The organism is Propionivibrio sp. (genome assembly GCF_049316945.1).
GTDB lineage: Bacteria > Pseudomonadota > Gammaproteobacteria > Burkholderiales > Rhodocyclaceae > Propionivibrio.
Genome location: NZ_JBMOJE010000107.1, coordinates 1 through 16,476, shown reverse-complemented (window position 1 = coordinate 16,476; position 16,476 = coordinate 1). Strand labels below are relative to the sequence as shown.

The window sequence follows — 16,476 nt, the reverse complement described above, 5'->3', positions numbered from 1 at the left end:
GGATTTCACCCAGTTCAGCAAGATTCGTTCCACTTCGGTTATGCGCTATTACTTACGCACCCAATTGAAGAAGGCCGGAATCAATGATTCCTGGGCGACGCTGAGAAAGACCTTGTCGGTTCAGCGTCGGGTGACTAGCAGTCTGCGACGCAAGGACGGACGCACAATACATGTGCGAAAGAGTACGGTGGCCGAACCCGCGTTGATGGCCATTTATCAAGCGTTGACCATCAACCCGGCGCCGGGAGGAACCAAAAAACTGATCTGCTGATCATGAAATTACGAGTAAAAGTGTGGGTAAAAACACTAGTCCGCGCTAATTGTATGATTTGTATAGAAGTTTTTTGGCGGTTGTTAAACTTCGGTTAAGACAACTCGGGGAGTGCGCCGTTTTCTCCACGCAAACTTTGTACTCCCGGATTATTGAACGGGATTAAGACGCTGCCTATAGGACAGGTTACAGCCCTATAGACTTTGTACTCCCGAATTTTTGAACGGAATTAACCGGGGTTTAACAAGCGACGAAAAACATCTTTCTTAATCAACCAGTTACAGCGTACTGGTGTTTTTTTTGTTCATTTTGCTCGTAAATATGACGCCAGCTAGTGCACTTTGAACCCCCGGTGAATCGATTTTTACTCAATAGAACATCAAATTATGTGGTTTGCCGATTTTTTTAACGTGGTGTTCCCCCAAACAGAATTTACCAGAGAAATACAGAAAACATTATGGCACTACGTATAATTATGGCATTACAAATCGACTTTTGGGGTATGCCATACGGGAAGTCGAAAATAAACAATGGCTTGCAGATGTAACGACAGGGTAAAAACGCCTAAAATGACAATGGCGTGTTAAAGACCGGTTAAGACCCCTTAGGCTAGGAACTCTGGCCGTTTTCTCCGTTCCACTGCACCTCAGCTCGCATGTATACAAACAGGCCTTGCAAGCTTGCACAAAGGTGCTCGATTGATCGCCCCCTGTATATTTCTTCTCATACCAACCGAGGAGAAATACCATGGCTTTCCAGTCCCAACCGCTGATCCGCGAACTGCTCTGTAATGCCGCCAGTGGTTCTCCCCTGTGGGCCCGCGTGGGGGCGAGAACCATCCCGTCGGCGGCAGCGACGACCGAACAGGCGCTGCGCACGGCATTGACCCGGTCGGGGGGCGCCATCCAGCCGGAACTGGCCTGTTCCACCTATGTCGTTACGTGCGTGTACTGACATGGCCACCCTCGTGCTGTGTTTTGGTCTGGGCCGGGTCTGTCTACGTCCTGCAGCGGGGGGAGAGCTGGGGGTGGATTGCATCGATGCCGAGCGTCCACGGCGTAGCGATGACGGAACCCGTGTCACCCTCTCCGCCGCTCCCCGTACCTTCCTGGGGTTGTCCCTGCCGCACCGGATTGACTGGGATTTGCGGGTGCCCGCGTGTTTCCAGGACATCCTCATCCAGTCCGGCGGGGCGCAGGTGGTGTCCGAGGATCTGGACTGGGTCGGTTTTCGCCTGGAAGGGGCCGATTCCCGTCTCGACTGCTGCGCCACCCGCATGGGCCGTCTTGAACTGGTGGGTGCGGGCCAGCGTGCGCAATTGCGGGTGCAATGTCTGGAGAGTGTTCTGCTCGACGGGGTATACCAAAAGGCCGTCATCACCCACGGCGACGATTATGCACTGGAGGGTCAAGCGGGCGGAGCGGGTTGCCGTATTGAGGCGCCGGAGGCCAGTCCCTCTGCCGGACACCGGCTGCGTTACCAGTTGAACGGTCTCAACAATTCTCTGGAGATCCGTCATGGCGCCCGCCGAATCCGGTAATGCCCTGGTTTTCAAGCCGACCCGGGCCTGCCCGGCCCGCTGCGATTTCTGTTGCGACCCGCTGGAAGCGTCCCGCGAGCGTCTGCGCCGAGAGGAAATGCTCGCCCTGATGAACCGGGTGGCGGATGCCTTGCCGGGTCTTGTCAGCAACGTGGGCTTCACCGGCGGCGAGCCCTTCCTGCTCTTCGACGACATGGTTGCAGTGCTGGCGCAGGCCCGCTCCCGTGGCATGGCGGGCGCGGTAGTGTCTTCTTCCTACTGGGCGAACAGTGCCGAAGACGCTCGCGCGAAACTTGAAACTCTGTCCCAAGCCGGACTGCGCCGCTATTCGACGTCCTGCGACCATGAGCATCTGCGCTTCGTGCCCGTGGAACGTATCCGTTACGCGGTGACGGCGGCTCTGGAGATCGGCCTGGAGGTTACCGTCACAGGAACCTTCCCGCGACGGGGGGAACGGGTGGCCCCGCTGCTCGGTGATGACCTGGCCGCACGCGTGGTGTGCGAGGAAAAGCTCGTCGCGCCGTTTGGCCGGGCCACCGGGCAAACGGCCACGATGCTACACTACGGTCTCAAGCAGGATACCACCCAATGGGGATGCTATCGCCGTTTGGGGCACGATATCCTGGTGCAACCCAATGGCGATGTGCTGCCCTGTTGCGCCACCAATAACACCGTTAATCCGCTGGTTTTCGGCAATGTGCGGCAAGGGGACGACATTGGAGTTATTGTCGATGCCATTAGTCGCTCCTTCCTCCTGCGGGTGCTCAAGTTCGAAAGTTTCGCCGCGTTGCAGGAAATGGTGGCCCGCCACGCACCCGAACTGGCATGGCCCCAGGTGGCCCAGGCGTCCGGCCCCTGCGGCTATTGCGCCGACGTTTTCTCCGATCCCCGGCGCAGCGCCGCCATCCTTCATGCACTCAGCCTTGAGCAGCCGGATTACCTGCGCCAGTTGGGCAATCGCGCCGGCCTGCCAGAGGGCGCTCTGGCTTCGCTGGCGGAGGCCACTTAGATAGGCACATTGGGCCATTTAAGGAGCGCATCGTATACAAGCTTGCCATAACGCACTGTTGCTCGCGTATTCGGCAAAATGGCCTCATGACAAACGAACTCCACCAGCCGCTGAAGCTCCGCTTTCTCCTTACCGGAAAATGTACGGCTCGCTGTGCCTATTGTCACAACGAAGGCCAGACCAAGGAAGCGGCTCAGTTGCGACTGCCGGTGATAGCCATGATTCTGGAGACGCTGGAAACGGCCGGTCACCTGCCCGATGAGATCATCCTGAGTGGTGGTGAGCCGACCCTGAACCGCGAACTGGGTTCCATTGCACGCCTGTGCAAATCCACTGGCACCGTGGTGTCCCTGGATACCCACGCAGGCCACCCCCGGCTGCTCGAACCAGCGCTGCCTTACCTGGATGAGATGAAGGTGCATATCGATTCCTTCGACCCGATAACGCAACGGCAAAGCATGGGCATCGAGATTTGCAATGTACTGACCAGTATCCGCCTCGCCAAGCAGTTCCCGGCGCTGCAGATCGTGGCCAATCATCCGCTACAGCGCATCGACGACACGCGAGATTTCGTCGAACAGGCCAGAATCCTGGGCGTGGATTGCAAGGTGATCGAGATGTTCAGGTTCGGCACATCGCACATCACGCCCGACTGGAAAAACTTCGGCTACACGCAGCAAATCAAGGGCCACTGGTTGCATGAAGACGGCCAACACCGCATCTTTACCAAACGCTGCGACGCAGAACACAACCTGGACAATAGTCTGTTCATCGGAGCGGATGGGATTCGGCGCGCGGTGGACGGCGTGATCATTGGTCAAGCAGAAGACTTTTCAGCCCGGATGCTGCACTGCCATGCGCTCTCACGCCGTACAGCAGAGATCGCCCGTGCTGCCTGAATCGCCGCAGCCCCCACACGCATTCACCGTGGTGCAAATGGCGGCGATTCGATTTTCGATGCTTTTCTTGCCCGTGCCATCGGCTGACACGCGGTTCACGCCGAAGGTGTTACCTGCGGCAAGCTTGCAAATGAACGCTTCAACAAGTGTCACCTGTATATTCTTGCCCATACCAACCCAGAGGAACTGCCATGTTTGACTTTCTTGAACGTGTTCTTATCGACACCCTGGCCGAGGTGGTCACCCTGCCGTTCAAGCCAATCGAGTCCGTGCTGGATGTGGTGGTCAAGGTTGTCGATCCGGGAAACCAGAGCTTGTCCGATATACGACGTGAGAGTTTCCCCGATTCCATTTTTCGGGGTAGAGACTGAGCCGGAGGACGCCTATCCATCGACTTTGAGACCGTGGTTGAAATAAAACCATCTTATTTAAGTGGCTTAGACCCTTTCGGTTCGATGCTTATGTCAAACTATGCTGTCCATATCCCCTCGGATCGCTGGAATGACTTATCCGGGGTTTAACAAGCGACGAAAAACATCTTTCTTAATCAACCAGTTACAGCGTACTGGTGTTTTTTTTGTTCATTTTGCTCGTAAATATGACGCCAGCTAGTGCACTTTGAACCCCCGGTGAATCGATTTTTACTCAATAGAACATCAAATTATGTGGTTTGCCGATTTTTTTAACGTGGTGTTCCCCCAAACAGAATTTACCAGAGAAATACAGAAAACATTATGGCACTACGTATAATTATGGCATTACAAATCGACTTTTGGGGTATGCCATACGGGAAGTCGAAAATAAACAATGGCTTGCAGATGTAACGACAGGGTAAAAACGCCTAAAATGACAATGGCGTGTTAAAGACCGGTTATCAGGATAAGGCCAGCTTCCGGTGATGCGCGTGACCGAATAAGACCAAAAAAAGCTGTGAAATAAATTTCACATTCATCCGTAATATAAGGTTCGCAGGGGCGTAGATTCTCTATTTCATTTTATGAAATCATTCACCAAAGATGCCCCTCTCCGGGAAGCACCCCGTACCGAACTGCGCCTGCTGCCCTTGCGCCTTGTGCTGAAATCGGAAACCCTGACCCTGGATTTCTTTTCCGGGCCACTCTGGCGCAGCGGTTTCGGCCTCGCACTGAAGAAACATTTCCCCGTTGTTTTTGACCTGCTTTTTGCCGATCAGGCGAGCCTTGGCCGGCTCTACTCCCTGCGGCCGCCGACCCGTTCGGTACGCACCGGCGAGTGTTTTGAACTCGGCCTGAACCTGTTCGGCGCCGCCACGGACCACGCCATCGCCTGCGCTCAGGCTTTGGCCCGACTCGGTGAAATGGGACTGGGCGAGCGCAGAGGGACTTACAAACTAATCAATGCCTACGTGGAAGGCGCCGATGTTCCCTTTTTCGACGCCAGTTCCGGCCTGGTGGCCTGGCCAGGTGCGTTGTCATCGGCCCGTTGGCTTGAGAAATCCACGAAAGACGTCAATGTGGCGCGGGTGGACTTGCTGACCCCGTTACGCATCAAGGACAACAATGCCACCTGTTTCGGCCCTCCAGAATTCAGCCAGATCGTACGCCGCATACTGGGCCGTCTCGCGCAACTCTGCGAAGCCGCCGACGAGGCCTCGCCTTTGTCGCAGGAACTTGCCAAGAGCCAGATCCGGCTGGCCGACAACGTCAGCCTGCAGCATTGCAGCGAGTTCCGCCGGGAGCAGGTGACGCGCCGCTCATCCCGCAGCCAGCAGACCATGGATTTTGCGGGCATCACCGGAAGCCTGTTTTTCCGTGGTGATCTGGCCCCCTTCGCCGGCCTGCTGGCCTTGGGCGAAATCACCCAGCTTGGCGGCAAAACAGCGTTCGGATTCGGCCGCATACACACCCGCTTTTCCTTTGAGGATTAAGAAATGGCACTCAGAAAACCACCTGTCGGACTGGAGCCCGCCTCCATACACCCGGCAGGGGATCCCGGTATCCGTTGGCAATCCTATTCATGCGAACTGGTGACGCCGCTCTATGGCGGCGGCGTAACGGCCGGGGTGGTGGACGAAGCCATGCCCATTCGCGCCAGCAGCATCCGTGGCCAGTTGCGCTTCTGGTGGCGGCTGCTAGCGAAACACAAGTACGGCTTCAAGGGTGACGACCTGCGCAACAGGGAGTTTGAATTATGGGGTGGCTTGGGCGATGAAGTACATGCCAGTAAGGTGTGGCTTAAAGTTACAGCGGTTAGCAAGCCCTCCATCGAGGCATGGGCCGAATATACCGGCAAAAGAATTCCTGACCCAAAAGACTGGGCAAATGCCGCTTATGCACTGTTTCCTGGCCAGGGCAAAAAGCCGGGCCTTCCGGATTCTTCAGATCCAGCGAGCCTGGTAAAGCCGGGGCTTAAGTGGACGCTCTGTCTTGGCTGGAATAGCGATTTGGCCCAGAGCGAACAGATGATGGTTCTGGAAACACTGCGCTGGTGGGCAAGCTTCGGTGGCCTTGGTGCTCGTAATCGCCGGGGGCTGGGCGCTGTCTTCGTTACAAACCTCGCCCCCGTTTCCGCCCCGGAGGTGACCTTGGCTGCTTGTCGATTGGTATTCAGTGGTTCGGCCTCAGCCAATCCGCTCAAGGCCTGGCAAGATGCAGTCGCCAAGCTCAAGGCGTTCCGCCAGGATGAGAATATTGGAAGGAACCCGCAAGGCGCGGGCAGTTCTCGACCTGGTCGAAGCCGTTGGCCGGAAGCTGCTTCGATTCGGGTAGCTGCAGGACAGCATCGGGTAAAACAGGACGGAACATCCTTTGCCCCACCTGCGGGCACCCCTGCGCTGTACCCCAGGGCCGCATTTGGTCTTCCGATCGTCTTCCATTTTCAGGGCGAACGGGGCGACCAGAGAGGCGACCCGGTCGATGTGATCCTGGAACCCGGAGAATGTAACGGAAAACGAAGCGAACGTATGGCCAGTCCGCTGATTCTTCATCCCTATCTGCTTGAAAATGGGAAATGGCAAGCCGCTGCGCTGCTGTTGCCATCTTGCCTGACCGAGCATCAACCTCTTGCATTACGACGCGGCGTTAGCTTGCTGGCCAGCGGCCACCTTATGCCCAAGGATGCTACAGAACAGCTTTTCATGCCGGCCAATAGTCCAATGAAAGGACGTGGCGAAGGAGCCTTGAACGCGTTCCTGCACTTTTTTGAGGGAAGTGCCCCGATTCGTGGAGGCGAAAAATGACAACGTATGTGCTAATTCTTTCTCTTGGCCCGGTCCAGGGATTCATCGCTGCGGCGCGACGTAGCCGTGATCTGTGGAGCGGCTCGTGGCTGCTCTCCGAGATTTCGAAAGCGGCCGCCAAAGCCTTGCAGGACGGCGGTGCTGAACTGATTTTCCCGGCCCCCGATAGCGATCTTCGGCCCGATAGCGAGCTTTCCGTCGGCAACAAGGTCCAGGCCGTCTTTTCCGCCACCGATGACCAGCCTGTCCGGGAACTGGCGGACGCCGCCAAACGATCGGCCCGACAACGTTTTCGGCAAATCGCGGAAGGTGCCCGGCAAGACATCAAGGACGATAGCGCCTTGCGGGGCGATATCTGGCAGGCACAGGTGGACGATTACGTCGAAGCCTATGCCGCTTGGGCTCGTATTGGTGACGCCGGCTATGGCGCCGCTGCCGATGCGGCGGCGGGTGCCCTCGCGGCACGCAAGGCCACGCGAAATTTCCACCCGTCGGCCAGAAGCGCCGAAGAGGCGCCGTACTTTGGGCTACCCAAGTCTTCCCTCGACGGTGCGCGGGAAACCGTACTCCGGGAGGGGCGATACGGCCTCAAGCTCAGACGCAGGCTTGGCCTGAGCGAGAGCGAGCAGTTGGACTGCGCCGGAATCGCCAAGCGGCTCGGCGGCGACATTGATCAATTCACGCCCTACACCCGGATCACCGCGCACGCCTGGATAAACGCCTTGCCGCAAGGGGATCGGCAAGCGCTTGCCTTGGCCTATGAGCCACTGGTCAAGCCCGACCTTACTCTGGCCACCAGGGTTGCCGGCAATGGCGCCTGCTACCAGAACTTCCCCTACGATGCCCAGTTGCTCTATCGCTCCCGCCTGGAGGCGGCACTGCGAGATGCTGTCAAGGAAACCGACAGTGCTGCCACGCAAGCCTTGCAGGATTTGCGGGAGCTACTCAAGCCCCTGTGGCGTCGCTATAGTGAGCCTTGCACCTATGGCGTCATCCTGCTGGCCGATGGCGACCGGATGGGGGCACTGCTTAGCGAGGTCAAGGAGCAGAACCATCACATCCGAATCACCGGAGCGCTATCCGCATTCGCCGGCAGCGTCCGTCTTCGCGTGCGCGAATTCTCCGGCCACGCCATTTATGCCGGGGGCGATGACGTATTGGCTTTCCTGCCGCTGGATCGGGCCTTTGAGTGCGCCAAGGTTCTCCAGCAGGACTTCGCAGACTGCCTGCAGCCCCTGGCGCATGAGCTGAACGCGACGAACTTGCCCACCCTGAGCGTCGGCCTGGCCATTGGCCACATCATGGAACCCTTGGGAAACCTGCGCACCCTGGCCAGTCTGGCGGAGAAAAAAGCCAAGGGCGACGACCGCCCGGATGCTTTGAAACGCAACGCCTTGGGCATCGCCCTGCGTGTCCGTTCCGGCGGCCTTACCACCTTGCGCCTGCGTTGGGACGACCACTCGGGCCTCGCCGACTTCGCCCATTGGCAGGCATGCTATCTGCCAGAAAACCGCCAACTGCCTAGCCGCCTTGCCTATGATGCCAGGCAGGTGCACCAGCGCACAGCCTTCGCCCTCGAAGGCGAGAATAAGGAACGCGGCATACAGGACGCCGAATTTGTGCGACTGCTGGATCGAGCACGGACCGAAAGTGGCGAGAAACTGACCGAGAAATTGAAGGCGCGCCTAACGGTGCGAAGCGTGCAGACTGGCCTTGCCACCCTGGCAGATGAACTGATCGTCGCTCGCTGGCTGGCCGCCCGCTCGGCTCGCGACCTGGGAGATGACCGATGAATCAAGACTACCTGATCGAAGCCCTCGCCCCGCTTGTCTTCCGCTCCGGCAAGCCTTTCGGTGCTCAGGCGGGCGTGGACGGGGCTGCGTTTCCGCTACCCTCCAGTCTCGCTGGCCTGCTCCGGACGCTCTATGCGGACCAGCAGAAGGCCGAGTTTTCCGAAGACCTGCGCAAGATTCCCGTGGCCGGACCGTTGCTGGCCCGGCGGGACGCGGATGGCAAGACTAGGCCCCTCGCGCCCAGACCCGCAGATGCCTTGTATCTGAAGGACGGGGGCCTGACCCGGGTCGTGCGTTTGTCGCCCGGTCCCTTGCCGCAGGATACCGGGTGTGATTTGCGCGAAGACCTTCTGCCACTGCGGATGACCGAGCGACTGGACGGCAAGCCCGTGCCTGGCCCCCAGTTCTGGCCTCTGGATCGACTCATGGAATGGGGCGCGGGCGTCACCGTTGAATTCCGCACACTGGAAACCGAAGGCCTCGGCGCACTGGCTGCGGAAGAGCGCACCCACGTTGCACTGGACGACACCACCTTGGCGTCCGACGATGGCCGCCTGTTCCAGACTGGCGGTATCGATCTGGCGCCGTGCCAGGAAGCGGGCACATGGCAACAACACGACTTGGTCTTCCTGGCGCGGACGGAGATCAAACTCAACAGCACGCTAGCTACCTTCGGCGGTGAACGTCGCCTGTCACGCCTGCACGGCAGAGCCACTGGCGGCTGGCCCGGTCACCCCGGCGATCTGGAAGCGAAGATATTGGCTGCAAAAGGCCTGCGCCTGAGTTTGGCCACCCCGGCGATTTTTGCAGAAGGGCATCTCCCTGGCTGGCTGGATCAGAAAACGTTGGTCGGCAGCCCGCCGGCTTGCCCTGCTCTGTCGCTCAAGCTCAGGGCCGTCGCCGTCGAGCGCTGGCTGCCGGTATCCGGCTGGGATCTGGCGAAACACCAGCCCCGGGCCATGCGCAAGGCGGTTGCCGCCGGCGCCGTGTACTGGTTCGAACTGCTGAATGTTCCAGCCCCGGGATTTCTCGACACACTTTGGCTAAAGCCCGTTTCCGATCACGCGCAGGACCGCTTGGACGGCTTCGGCCTCGCACTGCCCGGCGCCTGGAACCCGATTGCACACCAATAAAGGACTCGTCATGCAACAGAAAATTTTTCACCTGCACGCCCTCTCTGCCCTGCATGTAGGGACCGGCCAAAGCGTCGGCGTCGTGGATCTGCCGATTGCCCGCGCCCGTGCCACCAATTTGCCCCTGGTTCCAGGTTCCGCCGTCAAGGGTGTCCTGCGGGACGATCTACCCCTGGCTAACGAAAGCGACCGCAAGACCTTGTTTGGTCCCGAATCCATGGCCGATGGCGAAACCCATGCGGGGGCGCTGGCCGTGGGAGATGCCAATCTGCTGATCCTGCCCATCCGCTCCTTCAACGGCGTGGTGGCGTTTGCCACCTGTCCCTTCATCCTCAACCGCTACGCCCGCGACCTGGGCGTCAAGCCAGCGCTGCCCCTGCTCAAAAATGAACAAGCCGCCGTAGCCAAAGCGAGCGTCCTGACCAGCGGCAACAAGGTGCTGCTGGAAGATCTTGACCTCGATGCCCTGCTCGGCGAGACGGCCACGACCGCCTGGGCGGAGCGCATAGCCCAATCCCTCTATCCGGAACAAGCCGAATGGCAGGATGAATTCACGAAGCACTTCGCCATTTTGCCCGACCCGGTGTTTTCCTTCCTGGCCGACACCGCCACGGAAATTCGCGCCCGCATCAGGATTGACAAGGAGACTCGCACGGTGGCAACGGGTGCCCTCTGGTACGAAGAGAACCTGCCGGCAGAAGCCGTGTTGTGGGGCGTGATCGGTGTTTCCCGGTCGCGCATCAAGGGTGACAAATCCTCGGCAGAGGATCTGGCGACCCTCTTGCCGACGAAGGAAGTGGCCTTGCAGATCGGCGGCAAACATACCGTCGGCCGTGGCCTGTGCCGTTTTCTGCTGGCCTGAGGAGCATCCGCCATGCAAACACGATCCCAGCAATACGCCAAGGCGGCCTACCCCCGGGTGGACGCAATCAAGAACAAGCCCGAAGAAAAGAAGTACGGCGCCCTGGCGCTCAACTTCCCGGTCATGGTGCTCCAATCCGGCCTGGCTCAGGCCACGGGTTTTGTGCTCGCAAAGGGCAAGTACGAACACCTGAAATATCTGGATGATCTGGCCGCCGTGCTCGGCGAAGGCCATGGCACGGCTTTCCAGGGCAAGATCATCGACAGCAACCCAGCCGAGCAGTTGGAGGCGCTCAAGTTGCGCTGCAAGGCTTTCCACGGCAAGATCATCGACAGCAACCTGACCGATTACCAGCACCTGACGCGTCGCACCCTGGATGCGGCTGGCTGGTTCAAGCGCTATGCTCAAGGGATACTTGGCGCCAAGACCACCGACGGGGAACCCTCATGAGTCCCCCTGACATGTCCATGCCTCTCATGCGGCAGCGTCTCATGCTTTCTCTGGGCCGGACCTCATCTCCCCATGTTGGCCTCTGGCTGGCCCGAGGCTGGAAAAGCTTTATTAAGGGCGAAGGGGACGAACAACAGAACGGCAAGGCAGGCCATCTCGATGTCGCCTGCAACCAGAAACCCTCCAGGCTCTATGCTCAGGCCTACCAGCGCTGGCAAGAGGCGACGGCAGACCCCGCCCATTTCCGCCTCCTATATGCCCGCCTGGACCACCGCCTGTTCATCGGCCTGACCGCCGCCTCAGCCATTGAGACCGGCGTTTGCACCAGTCACAGTTATGGCATGCCCATGATTCCCGGATCGTCGGCGAAGGGGGCTGCGCGGGCCTACGCCGGGGCCATTGGTGTACCGCCAGACTACCTTGCCACCCTCTTCGGAGAGGATGAGGACAGTGCAAAAGCAGGCAAACGCACGGCGAGCGCCGGCGCCTTGGTGTGGCACGACGCCTGGTGGATTCCGGAGATGGGTGTCCTCCCTTTTGTTCGTGAGGTGGTGACGGTCCATCATCAACAGTATTACGCCGGCACGGGCGAAGCCACCGACTTCGACAGCCCGGTGCCGAATGCCCAGATTGCCGTGCAGGGGAGTTTTTATTTTGTCGTGGAGGGCGATCCCGCCTGGGCGCAACTCGCCCTCGATCTACTGCAGAATGCCTTGGCGGAAACCGGCATCGGCGCCAAACGGGCGGCCGGCTACGGTTTCATGACGATCGATCGGCAGGCCATGAGCAAGGCCGAAGCAGAGCGTCGAAAGTCCATGGAGAAGACCCAAGGGCCGGAAGAGAAGGTTCGCTTCCGACTGGAGGGCATGGATGAAAAGCAGCTTGCCGAAAAATTCGGAACTGGCGTCAACGGCACTAAAGCTGACTACAGCGGCGAAGAGTGGGCGCGGGTGCCTGCGATTGGCCTTGAACTGCATGGGACATGGATCCGATCATGGGCCAGTGAAACCAGGAAAACAAATAAGGCCAAGGCTAGAGCCTACAAGTTTTTCATGGGCTTGAAGGTAGAGGATTGAGTGCATAAAAGACAAAGCGTGCCGGTGATTGATTACCAAAGGAAAACAATGGTTTCAGGGGTGGATATGAATCAGCATGCCATAAGCGTAGCGCGGTTCGCACGCCCGGATAAACGAACGGGATTAAGACTATCCCGGGATTTTTCTCCGGACGGTGGGTGGGCGTTGAAGGCGTGGCCCTGTGCAGGACGCAAGCTTGTCATGGGCCGACATGGATGCAATGGCGGGGACAATCGCGCCATTCCCTCTCCGGAGCTGCCGATATGAAACCGACCGAATCCAACCGCCGCATCCTGCTGGCTGTTACCGGACTTACCCCGCAGGTCGTCACTGAAACCCTCTATGCCCTCGCCTGCCGCGAGGAATCGCCCTGGATTCCTGACGAAATCCATCTGATTACCACCGCCACCGGAGCGGAGAACGCCCGCCTCAACCTGCTGCTCCCAGAGGGCTGGTTTCATCGCCTGTGCGCCGACTACCGGCTACCGACCATCAATTTTCCGGTTTCCAATATCCACATATTGCAGGATGCGCATGGCAAGGTTATGGACGATATTCGCACCCCGGAACAAAACACCTTGGCGGCGGATTTCATCATCGAGACACTGCGCGCCCTGACCGAAGACGAGGGAACTGAATTGCACGTCTCCATCGCCGGTGGCCGGAAGACCATGGGCTACTACCTCGGCTACGCTCTTTCCCTGTATGGCCGCCCGCAGGATCGGCTCTCCCACGTGCTGGTATCCGACCCCTATGAAACCAATCGGGAGTTTTATTACCCCACCCCATACGACCATCCCATTCATAGCAGGCGCGGCGACAAGGAAGTCACCGTGGATGCCCGAAACGCACGGGTGGAACTGGCGAATATACCCTTTGTGCACCTGCGCACAGGACTGCCGGAACGTCTGCGCAAGGGCCAGTCCTCTTTTTCCCAGGTCGTGAGCACGGCAAACAGGGGACTTGAAGCGCCGCTTCTGGTTCTGAAGTTGGCGACCCGTCAAGCGTGGGCTGACGATGAACTCATGAATCTGGGCAGCACCGAATTCGTGGTGCTTTATTGGCTGGCCGAGCGCCTGCGCCAGGGAGATGCTATAACGGACTGGAGCAGGCCCGAAGTGATGGCTGATTATCTCGGCGCCGCAATGCGGGTGTTCAATAATTCCACAAGCGCCGAATACGTGCGCCTGGAAAGTGCCCTCGACTGGCGCAAGACGAGTGCAATCAAGACGGCGAAATACTTCGAACCTCATAAGTCGCGGATCAACAGTACGTTTGAAGACGCCCTGGGTAAGACCGCCGCCGCACGTTACGCCATAACCCGCGTCAGGCAAAATGATGTTGCGCAGTATTCCCTGCCGCTAGATGCAAGCCAGATCAAGATCGTTTGAAGCCACAACAGGCCTATCCCAATCGATTTGTTGTTCCCGCCAGTTCGCCACCCAGGAATTCGGTGGCGGTCGCCGCCTGGCAAAAACATGCCGGCGCCCACGCCAAGCCCTGGAAGGCTCTGCGGCGGCAACAGCGGCAGAAACTGGTCACCGAAACGTCCGCCGAGGACGCGGATCGGTAGCCCTCAACCGTAACCGCAGCACAGGAGAAACACCATGATTACCTGGTTTGTCACCCGCCATCCCGGCGCCGTTGCTTGGGCGCATCAACACGGCGTCGTCGCACCTCCAGAAGAAGGTGGGTCGGAGCGCATTGTCGATACGATTGACCCTGCCGACGTGGGCTTGGGTGACACGGTGATCGGCACCCTGCCAGTGCATCTGGCGGCCGAAATCTGTGCCCGCGGCGGGCGCTACTTTCACATTGTCATGACCGTTCCGACACACCGGCGCGGCGACGAACTGACGCCTGATGACATGGTCTCCTTCGGCGCCACCTGTCGGGAGTTCATCGTCTTTAGCAGCCCCGTAATGCCGGTCGCCCAAACTCCGGCCAGCCTTCCCGCCCTCGGCCAGGGCAGCCATGTGTGCCTCGTTTCCGACCAGCACATGGCCAATCTGCTGCCCATCCTCAAGCGTCGGCCGGCCCGGGTCGAACTGGTGTGCACGCCCGAAATGCTGGCTCCTGACAGAGGTCTGGACCGCCTTGCCCGTTCCCTGCAACGCTACGGCTACGGTGCAGCACAGATTACGCCTCACGGCGCGCCGCCCGAATGCAGCATGGATTTCCACGCCGCCCGTCAGTTCGCCCGGCAGTTGCGGGAGAAACTCCTGCTGGCCCATCCCACGGAGCCACTGACACTGAATGCCACCGGCGGCACCAAGGCCCTCTCCAGTGCTTTTTTCATGGAATTCCAGGGGTTGGAAATCCTGTACACCGACACCCAGGGCGGCGGCTATATCCGTCACATGGAAAGTGCCACCCAACCGCCGGAAGCCCTCGGCAGCCTGATTACCAGCATCGACGACTATCTGCATTGCCAGGGTTACCGCATCACCCGCAGCGCCTCGGACGATGAAGCCTGGCGGCAGACGGTCCGTGGGCGCAGACCTCTGTCCGGAAAGCTTGTCGAGGCCCTGAGCGGTCGTGGCCAAGGGCCTGTCGGGACACTCATCGGCGAACTGAACCGCCGGGCGCAACAGGTGGAAGAACTGATTTACAAGGCGCATATCCAAGGCAACCTCAAGTCCGCGAGTGCGGAACGTAAAAGGACGCTGCTCGAAAAGCACGTAGCGACGACGGCCATACCGGACTTGCGTTGCCCCAAGGCGGCGGCGACACCTCTGTTAGACAGTATCTTCGCCGCCGGACTGCTGGTCAGGAATGGGGAGGGCGATCCGGCGTTCTTCTCCAGCCTCGATGCGCTACGCTATCTGGGCGGTGGCTGGCTGGAAGAATGGGCCTGGCTGGCGGCCAGTGACTGTGGTGTGGATGACTGTCGCTGCGGCGTATTCGTCCAGGCCAATGATGAAGGCGCTGCCGGCAACAAGGACGACAATGAGTTGGACCTGGTGATCCTGCACAAGAACCGTCTGCTCATCGCCGAATGCAAGACTATCAACTGGCAAGGCGCCAACGGCAAACAGGACATCCTGAACAAGATTGATGCTCTGGGCAACCACGCCCGAGGACTCTATGGCCGCTCCTTGCTGGTGTCCGCACGCCTCCTGGATGACGACGCCCGCCGCCGCGCCCGGGCCTATGGCGTGACAGTGCTGGAGGCCGCCAGCCTGACCGGCCTGAAAAAACAAATTCGAAGCTGGATGGGCAGCAAGCCCTGATTCGGGGAGTGGTTGGAGGCCTGGAGCCAAAGAAAGCCCAGGTCACCAAGGGCGATCGGGGACGGAGAAAATGCTCTGTGGGTGAACAAGAGAGTATGGGGTTGTAAGCCCAGTACGGCGAAATTTCCGTCACCCCAAACTCCAATTTCAACTTCAGCCAGCAAGTTTCTGGATGCGCTCGGCAAGGCGTCCGAACGCTTCATTCACGTATTGGCTATTTTTGCCCAAAGCCCCGAAAAGGTAAAAATTAGCAGGTACTAATACGCTGGCGTTAGAAAGTCCGCATGGAGCGAAGCTATAAGAAGCGGCATATAAGTGTAGCGGCTTGCAATCGTAAACAGTCCAGCTCGCAATCAGCGCAGTTTTGAGCTCAGATTAAATGAGAATGAAACGGTGCTCGTGCTCACATTAGGTGCGAATGTGCTCGCAATCAGCGGCTCCAGCTTGCAATCAGCCGCTGCCAGCTCAGATTAATTGCGACTGACCGAAGGCGTCCGAGATGCCAGCCGGCAGCGCCAGATAGGCGCGTTGCCGCGGTCAAGAAAACGAGGGTTTGATTTACCGGCGTCAGCAGTGGCGTTTATCGCCGCTCAATAGGCCAAAACTGGTAAAGAAAACCGGTGTGGAAAACAAATTTAATCTACATGGCCGATACATGAGTTTCTTTACGAGAAGTCCATGCAAGATATTCCCTTCCTCATCACCAGCGCTGCTGTTGATTTTAAGAAAGAGGTGCATTTCTCCTTTCCGACGGCATCTCAAACGCCTTCGGTCAGTCGCAATTAATCTGAGCTGGCAGCGGCTGATTGCAAGCTGAAGCCGCTGATTGCGAGCACATTCGCAGTTAATGTGAGCACGACCCGTTGGTCATTCTCATTTAATCTGAGCTCAAAACTACGCTGATTGCGAGCTGAAGTGTTTACGATTGCAAGCCGCTACAGTTAATGTGAGCACGACCCGTTGGTCATTCTCATTTAATCTGAGCTCAAAACT

The 16,476-nt window shown here is 58.7% G+C and carries 16 protein-coding genes; all 16 read left to right on the top strand.

Going from position 1 to position 16,476, the window contains the following annotated elements; translation table 11 throughout:
- Positions 1 to 271, top strand: a 271-nt coding sequence (locus tag ACOYNV_RS19825) for a hypothetical protein (RefSeq protein WP_422901541.1), incomplete at its 5' end; no start/stop codon positions are given.
- Positions 272 to 1,018: 747 nt separating this feature from the next.
- Positions 1,019 to 1,225, top strand: coding sequence for a hypothetical protein (locus tag ACOYNV_RS19820; protein WP_422901540.1), 207 nt, complete (start codon positions 1,019 to 1,021; stop codon positions 1,223 to 1,225).
- Between the two features lie 73 nt (positions 1,226 to 1,298).
- The gene (locus ACOYNV_RS19815) at positions 1,299 to 1,811 is read left to right on the top strand and encodes a hypothetical protein (protein WP_422901539.1); all 513 of its coding nucleotides are present in this window, start codon (positions 1,299 to 1,301) and stop codon (positions 1,809 to 1,811) included.
- Positions 1,789 to 2,820: a radical SAM/SPASM domain-containing protein gene (locus ACOYNV_RS19810; protein ID WP_422901538.1), complete on the top strand. Its 1,032-nt coding sequence runs from the start codon at positions 1,789 to 1,791 to the stop codon at positions 2,818 to 2,820. The genes ACOYNV_RS19815 and ACOYNV_RS19810 overlap by 23 nt, the downstream gene beginning before the upstream one ends.
- Before the next feature lie 86 nt (positions 2,821 to 2,906).
- Positions 2,907 to 3,719: a radical SAM protein gene (locus tag ACOYNV_RS19805; RefSeq protein ID WP_422901537.1), complete on the top strand. Its 813-nt coding sequence runs from the start codon at positions 2,907 to 2,909 to the stop codon at positions 3,717 to 3,719.
- 191 nt (positions 3,720 to 3,910) lie between these two features.
- Positions 3,911 to 4,090 (top strand): hypothetical protein, encoded by a 180-nt coding sequence (locus ACOYNV_RS19800; RefSeq protein ID WP_422901536.1) that lies wholly within the window; start codon positions 3,911 to 3,913, stop codon positions 4,088 to 4,090.
- A 626-nt stretch (positions 4,091 to 4,716) separates the two neighbouring features.
- Positions 4,717 to 5,625, top strand: coding sequence for a CRISPR system precrRNA processing endoribonuclease RAMP protein Cas6 (gene cas6, locus ACOYNV_RS19795; protein WP_422901535.1), 909 nt, complete (start codon positions 4,717 to 4,719; stop codon positions 5,623 to 5,625).
- Positions 5,626 to 5,628: 3 nt separating this feature from the next.
- Positions 5,629 to 6,936, top strand: a complete 1,308-nt coding sequence (gene cmr1, locus ACOYNV_RS19790; protein WP_422901534.1) for a type III-B CRISPR module RAMP protein Cmr1 — start codon at positions 5,629 to 5,631, stop codon at positions 6,934 to 6,936.
- Positions 6,933 to 8,729: a type III-B CRISPR-associated protein Cas10/Cmr2 gene (gene cas10, locus ACOYNV_RS19785; protein ID WP_422901533.1), complete on the top strand. Its 1,797-nt coding sequence runs from the start codon at positions 6,933 to 6,935 to the stop codon at positions 8,727 to 8,729. The genes cmr1 and cas10 overlap by 4 nt, the downstream gene beginning before the upstream one ends.
- On the top strand, positions 8,726 to 9,862 hold the full coding sequence (locus ACOYNV_RS19780; RefSeq protein WP_422901532.1) for a type III-B CRISPR module-associated Cmr3 family protein: 1,137 nt from the start codon (positions 8,726 to 8,728) through the stop codon (positions 9,860 to 9,862). Before cas10 ends, ACOYNV_RS19780 begins: the two co-directional genes overlap by 4 nt.
- 10 nt (positions 9,863 to 9,872) lie before the next feature.
- Positions 9,873 to 10,724, top strand: coding sequence for a type III-B CRISPR module RAMP protein Cmr4 (cmr4, locus tag ACOYNV_RS19775; RefSeq protein ID WP_422901531.1), 852 nt, complete (start codon positions 9,873 to 9,875; stop codon positions 10,722 to 10,724).
- 12 nt (positions 10,725 to 10,736) lie between these two features.
- Entirely contained in the window at positions 10,737 to 11,174 is a 438-nt protein-coding gene (gene cmr5 / locus ACOYNV_RS19770; protein WP_422901530.1) for a type III-B CRISPR module-associated protein Cmr5, read from the top strand.
- An 11-nt stretch (positions 11,175 to 11,185) separates the two neighbouring features.
- The gene (cmr6, locus tag ACOYNV_RS19765) at positions 11,186 to 12,250 is read left to right on the top strand and encodes a type III-B CRISPR module RAMP protein Cmr6 (RefSeq protein ID WP_422901529.1); all 1,065 of its coding nucleotides are present in this window, start codon (positions 11,186 to 11,188) and stop codon (positions 12,248 to 12,250) included.
- Between the two features lie 263 nt (positions 12,251 to 12,513).
- Entirely contained in the window at positions 12,514 to 13,641 is a 1,128-nt protein-coding gene (gene csm6, locus ACOYNV_RS19760; RefSeq protein ID WP_422901528.1) for a CRISPR-associated ring nuclease Csm6, read from the top strand.
- On the top strand, positions 13,638 to 13,823 hold the full coding sequence (locus ACOYNV_RS19755) for a hypothetical protein (RefSeq protein WP_422901527.1): 186 nt from the start codon (positions 13,638 to 13,640) through the stop codon (positions 13,821 to 13,823). The genes csm6 and ACOYNV_RS19755 overlap by 4 nt, the downstream gene beginning before the upstream one ends.
- A 34-nt stretch (positions 13,824 to 13,857) precedes the next feature.
- On the top strand, positions 13,858 to 15,483 hold the full coding sequence (csx16, locus tag ACOYNV_RS19750; protein WP_422901526.1) for a CRISPR-associated protein Csx16: 1,626 nt from the start codon (positions 13,858 to 13,860) through the stop codon (positions 15,481 to 15,483).
- Positions 15,484 to 16,476: the final 993 nt, after the last annotated feature.

Excerpts from the sequence above, each read along its gene's own strand:
- ACOYNV_RS19820 (WP_422901540.1), top strand. The coding sequence starts at position 1,019 with ATGGCTTTCCAGTCCCAACCGCTGATCCGCGAACTGCTCTGTAATGCC.
- ACOYNV_RS19810 (WP_422901538.1), top strand. The coding sequence starts at position 1,789 with ATGGCGCCCGCCGAATCCGGTAATGCCCTGGTTTTCAAGCCGACCCGG.
- ACOYNV_RS19805 (WP_422901537.1), top strand. The coding sequence starts at position 2,907 with ATGACAAACGAACTCCACCAGCCGCTGAAGCTCCGCTTTCTCCTTACC.
- ACOYNV_RS19800 (WP_422901536.1), top strand. The coding sequence starts at position 3,911 with ATGTTTGACTTTCTTGAACGTGTTCTTATCGACACCCTGGCCGAGGTG.
- cas6 (WP_422901535.1), top strand. The coding sequence starts at position 4,717 with ATGAAATCATTCACCAAAGATGCCCCTCTCCGGGAAGCACCCCGTACC.
- cmr1 (WP_422901534.1), top strand. The coding sequence starts at position 5,629 with ATGGCACTCAGAAAACCACCTGTCGGACTGGAGCCCGCCTCCATACAC.
- cas10 (WP_422901533.1), top strand. The coding sequence starts at position 6,933 with ATGACAACGTATGTGCTAATTCTTTCTCTTGGCCCGGTCCAGGGATTC.
- ACOYNV_RS19780 (WP_422901532.1), top strand. The coding sequence starts at position 8,726 with ATGAATCAAGACTACCTGATCGAAGCCCTCGCCCCGCTTGTCTTCCGC.
- cmr4 (WP_422901531.1), top strand. The coding sequence starts at position 9,873 with ATGCAACAGAAAATTTTTCACCTGCACGCCCTCTCTGCCCTGCATGTA.
- cmr5 (WP_422901530.1), top strand. The coding sequence starts at position 10,737 with ATGCAAACACGATCCCAGCAATACGCCAAGGCGGCCTACCCCCGGGTG.
- cmr6 (WP_422901529.1), top strand. The coding sequence starts at position 11,186 with ATGTCCATGCCTCTCATGCGGCAGCGTCTCATGCTTTCTCTGGGCCGG.
- csm6 (WP_422901528.1), top strand. The coding sequence starts at position 12,514 with ATGAAACCGACCGAATCCAACCGCCGCATCCTGCTGGCTGTTACCGGA.
- csx16 (WP_422901526.1), top strand. The coding sequence starts at position 13,858 with ATGATTACCTGGTTTGTCACCCGCCATCCCGGCGCCGTTGCTTGGGCG.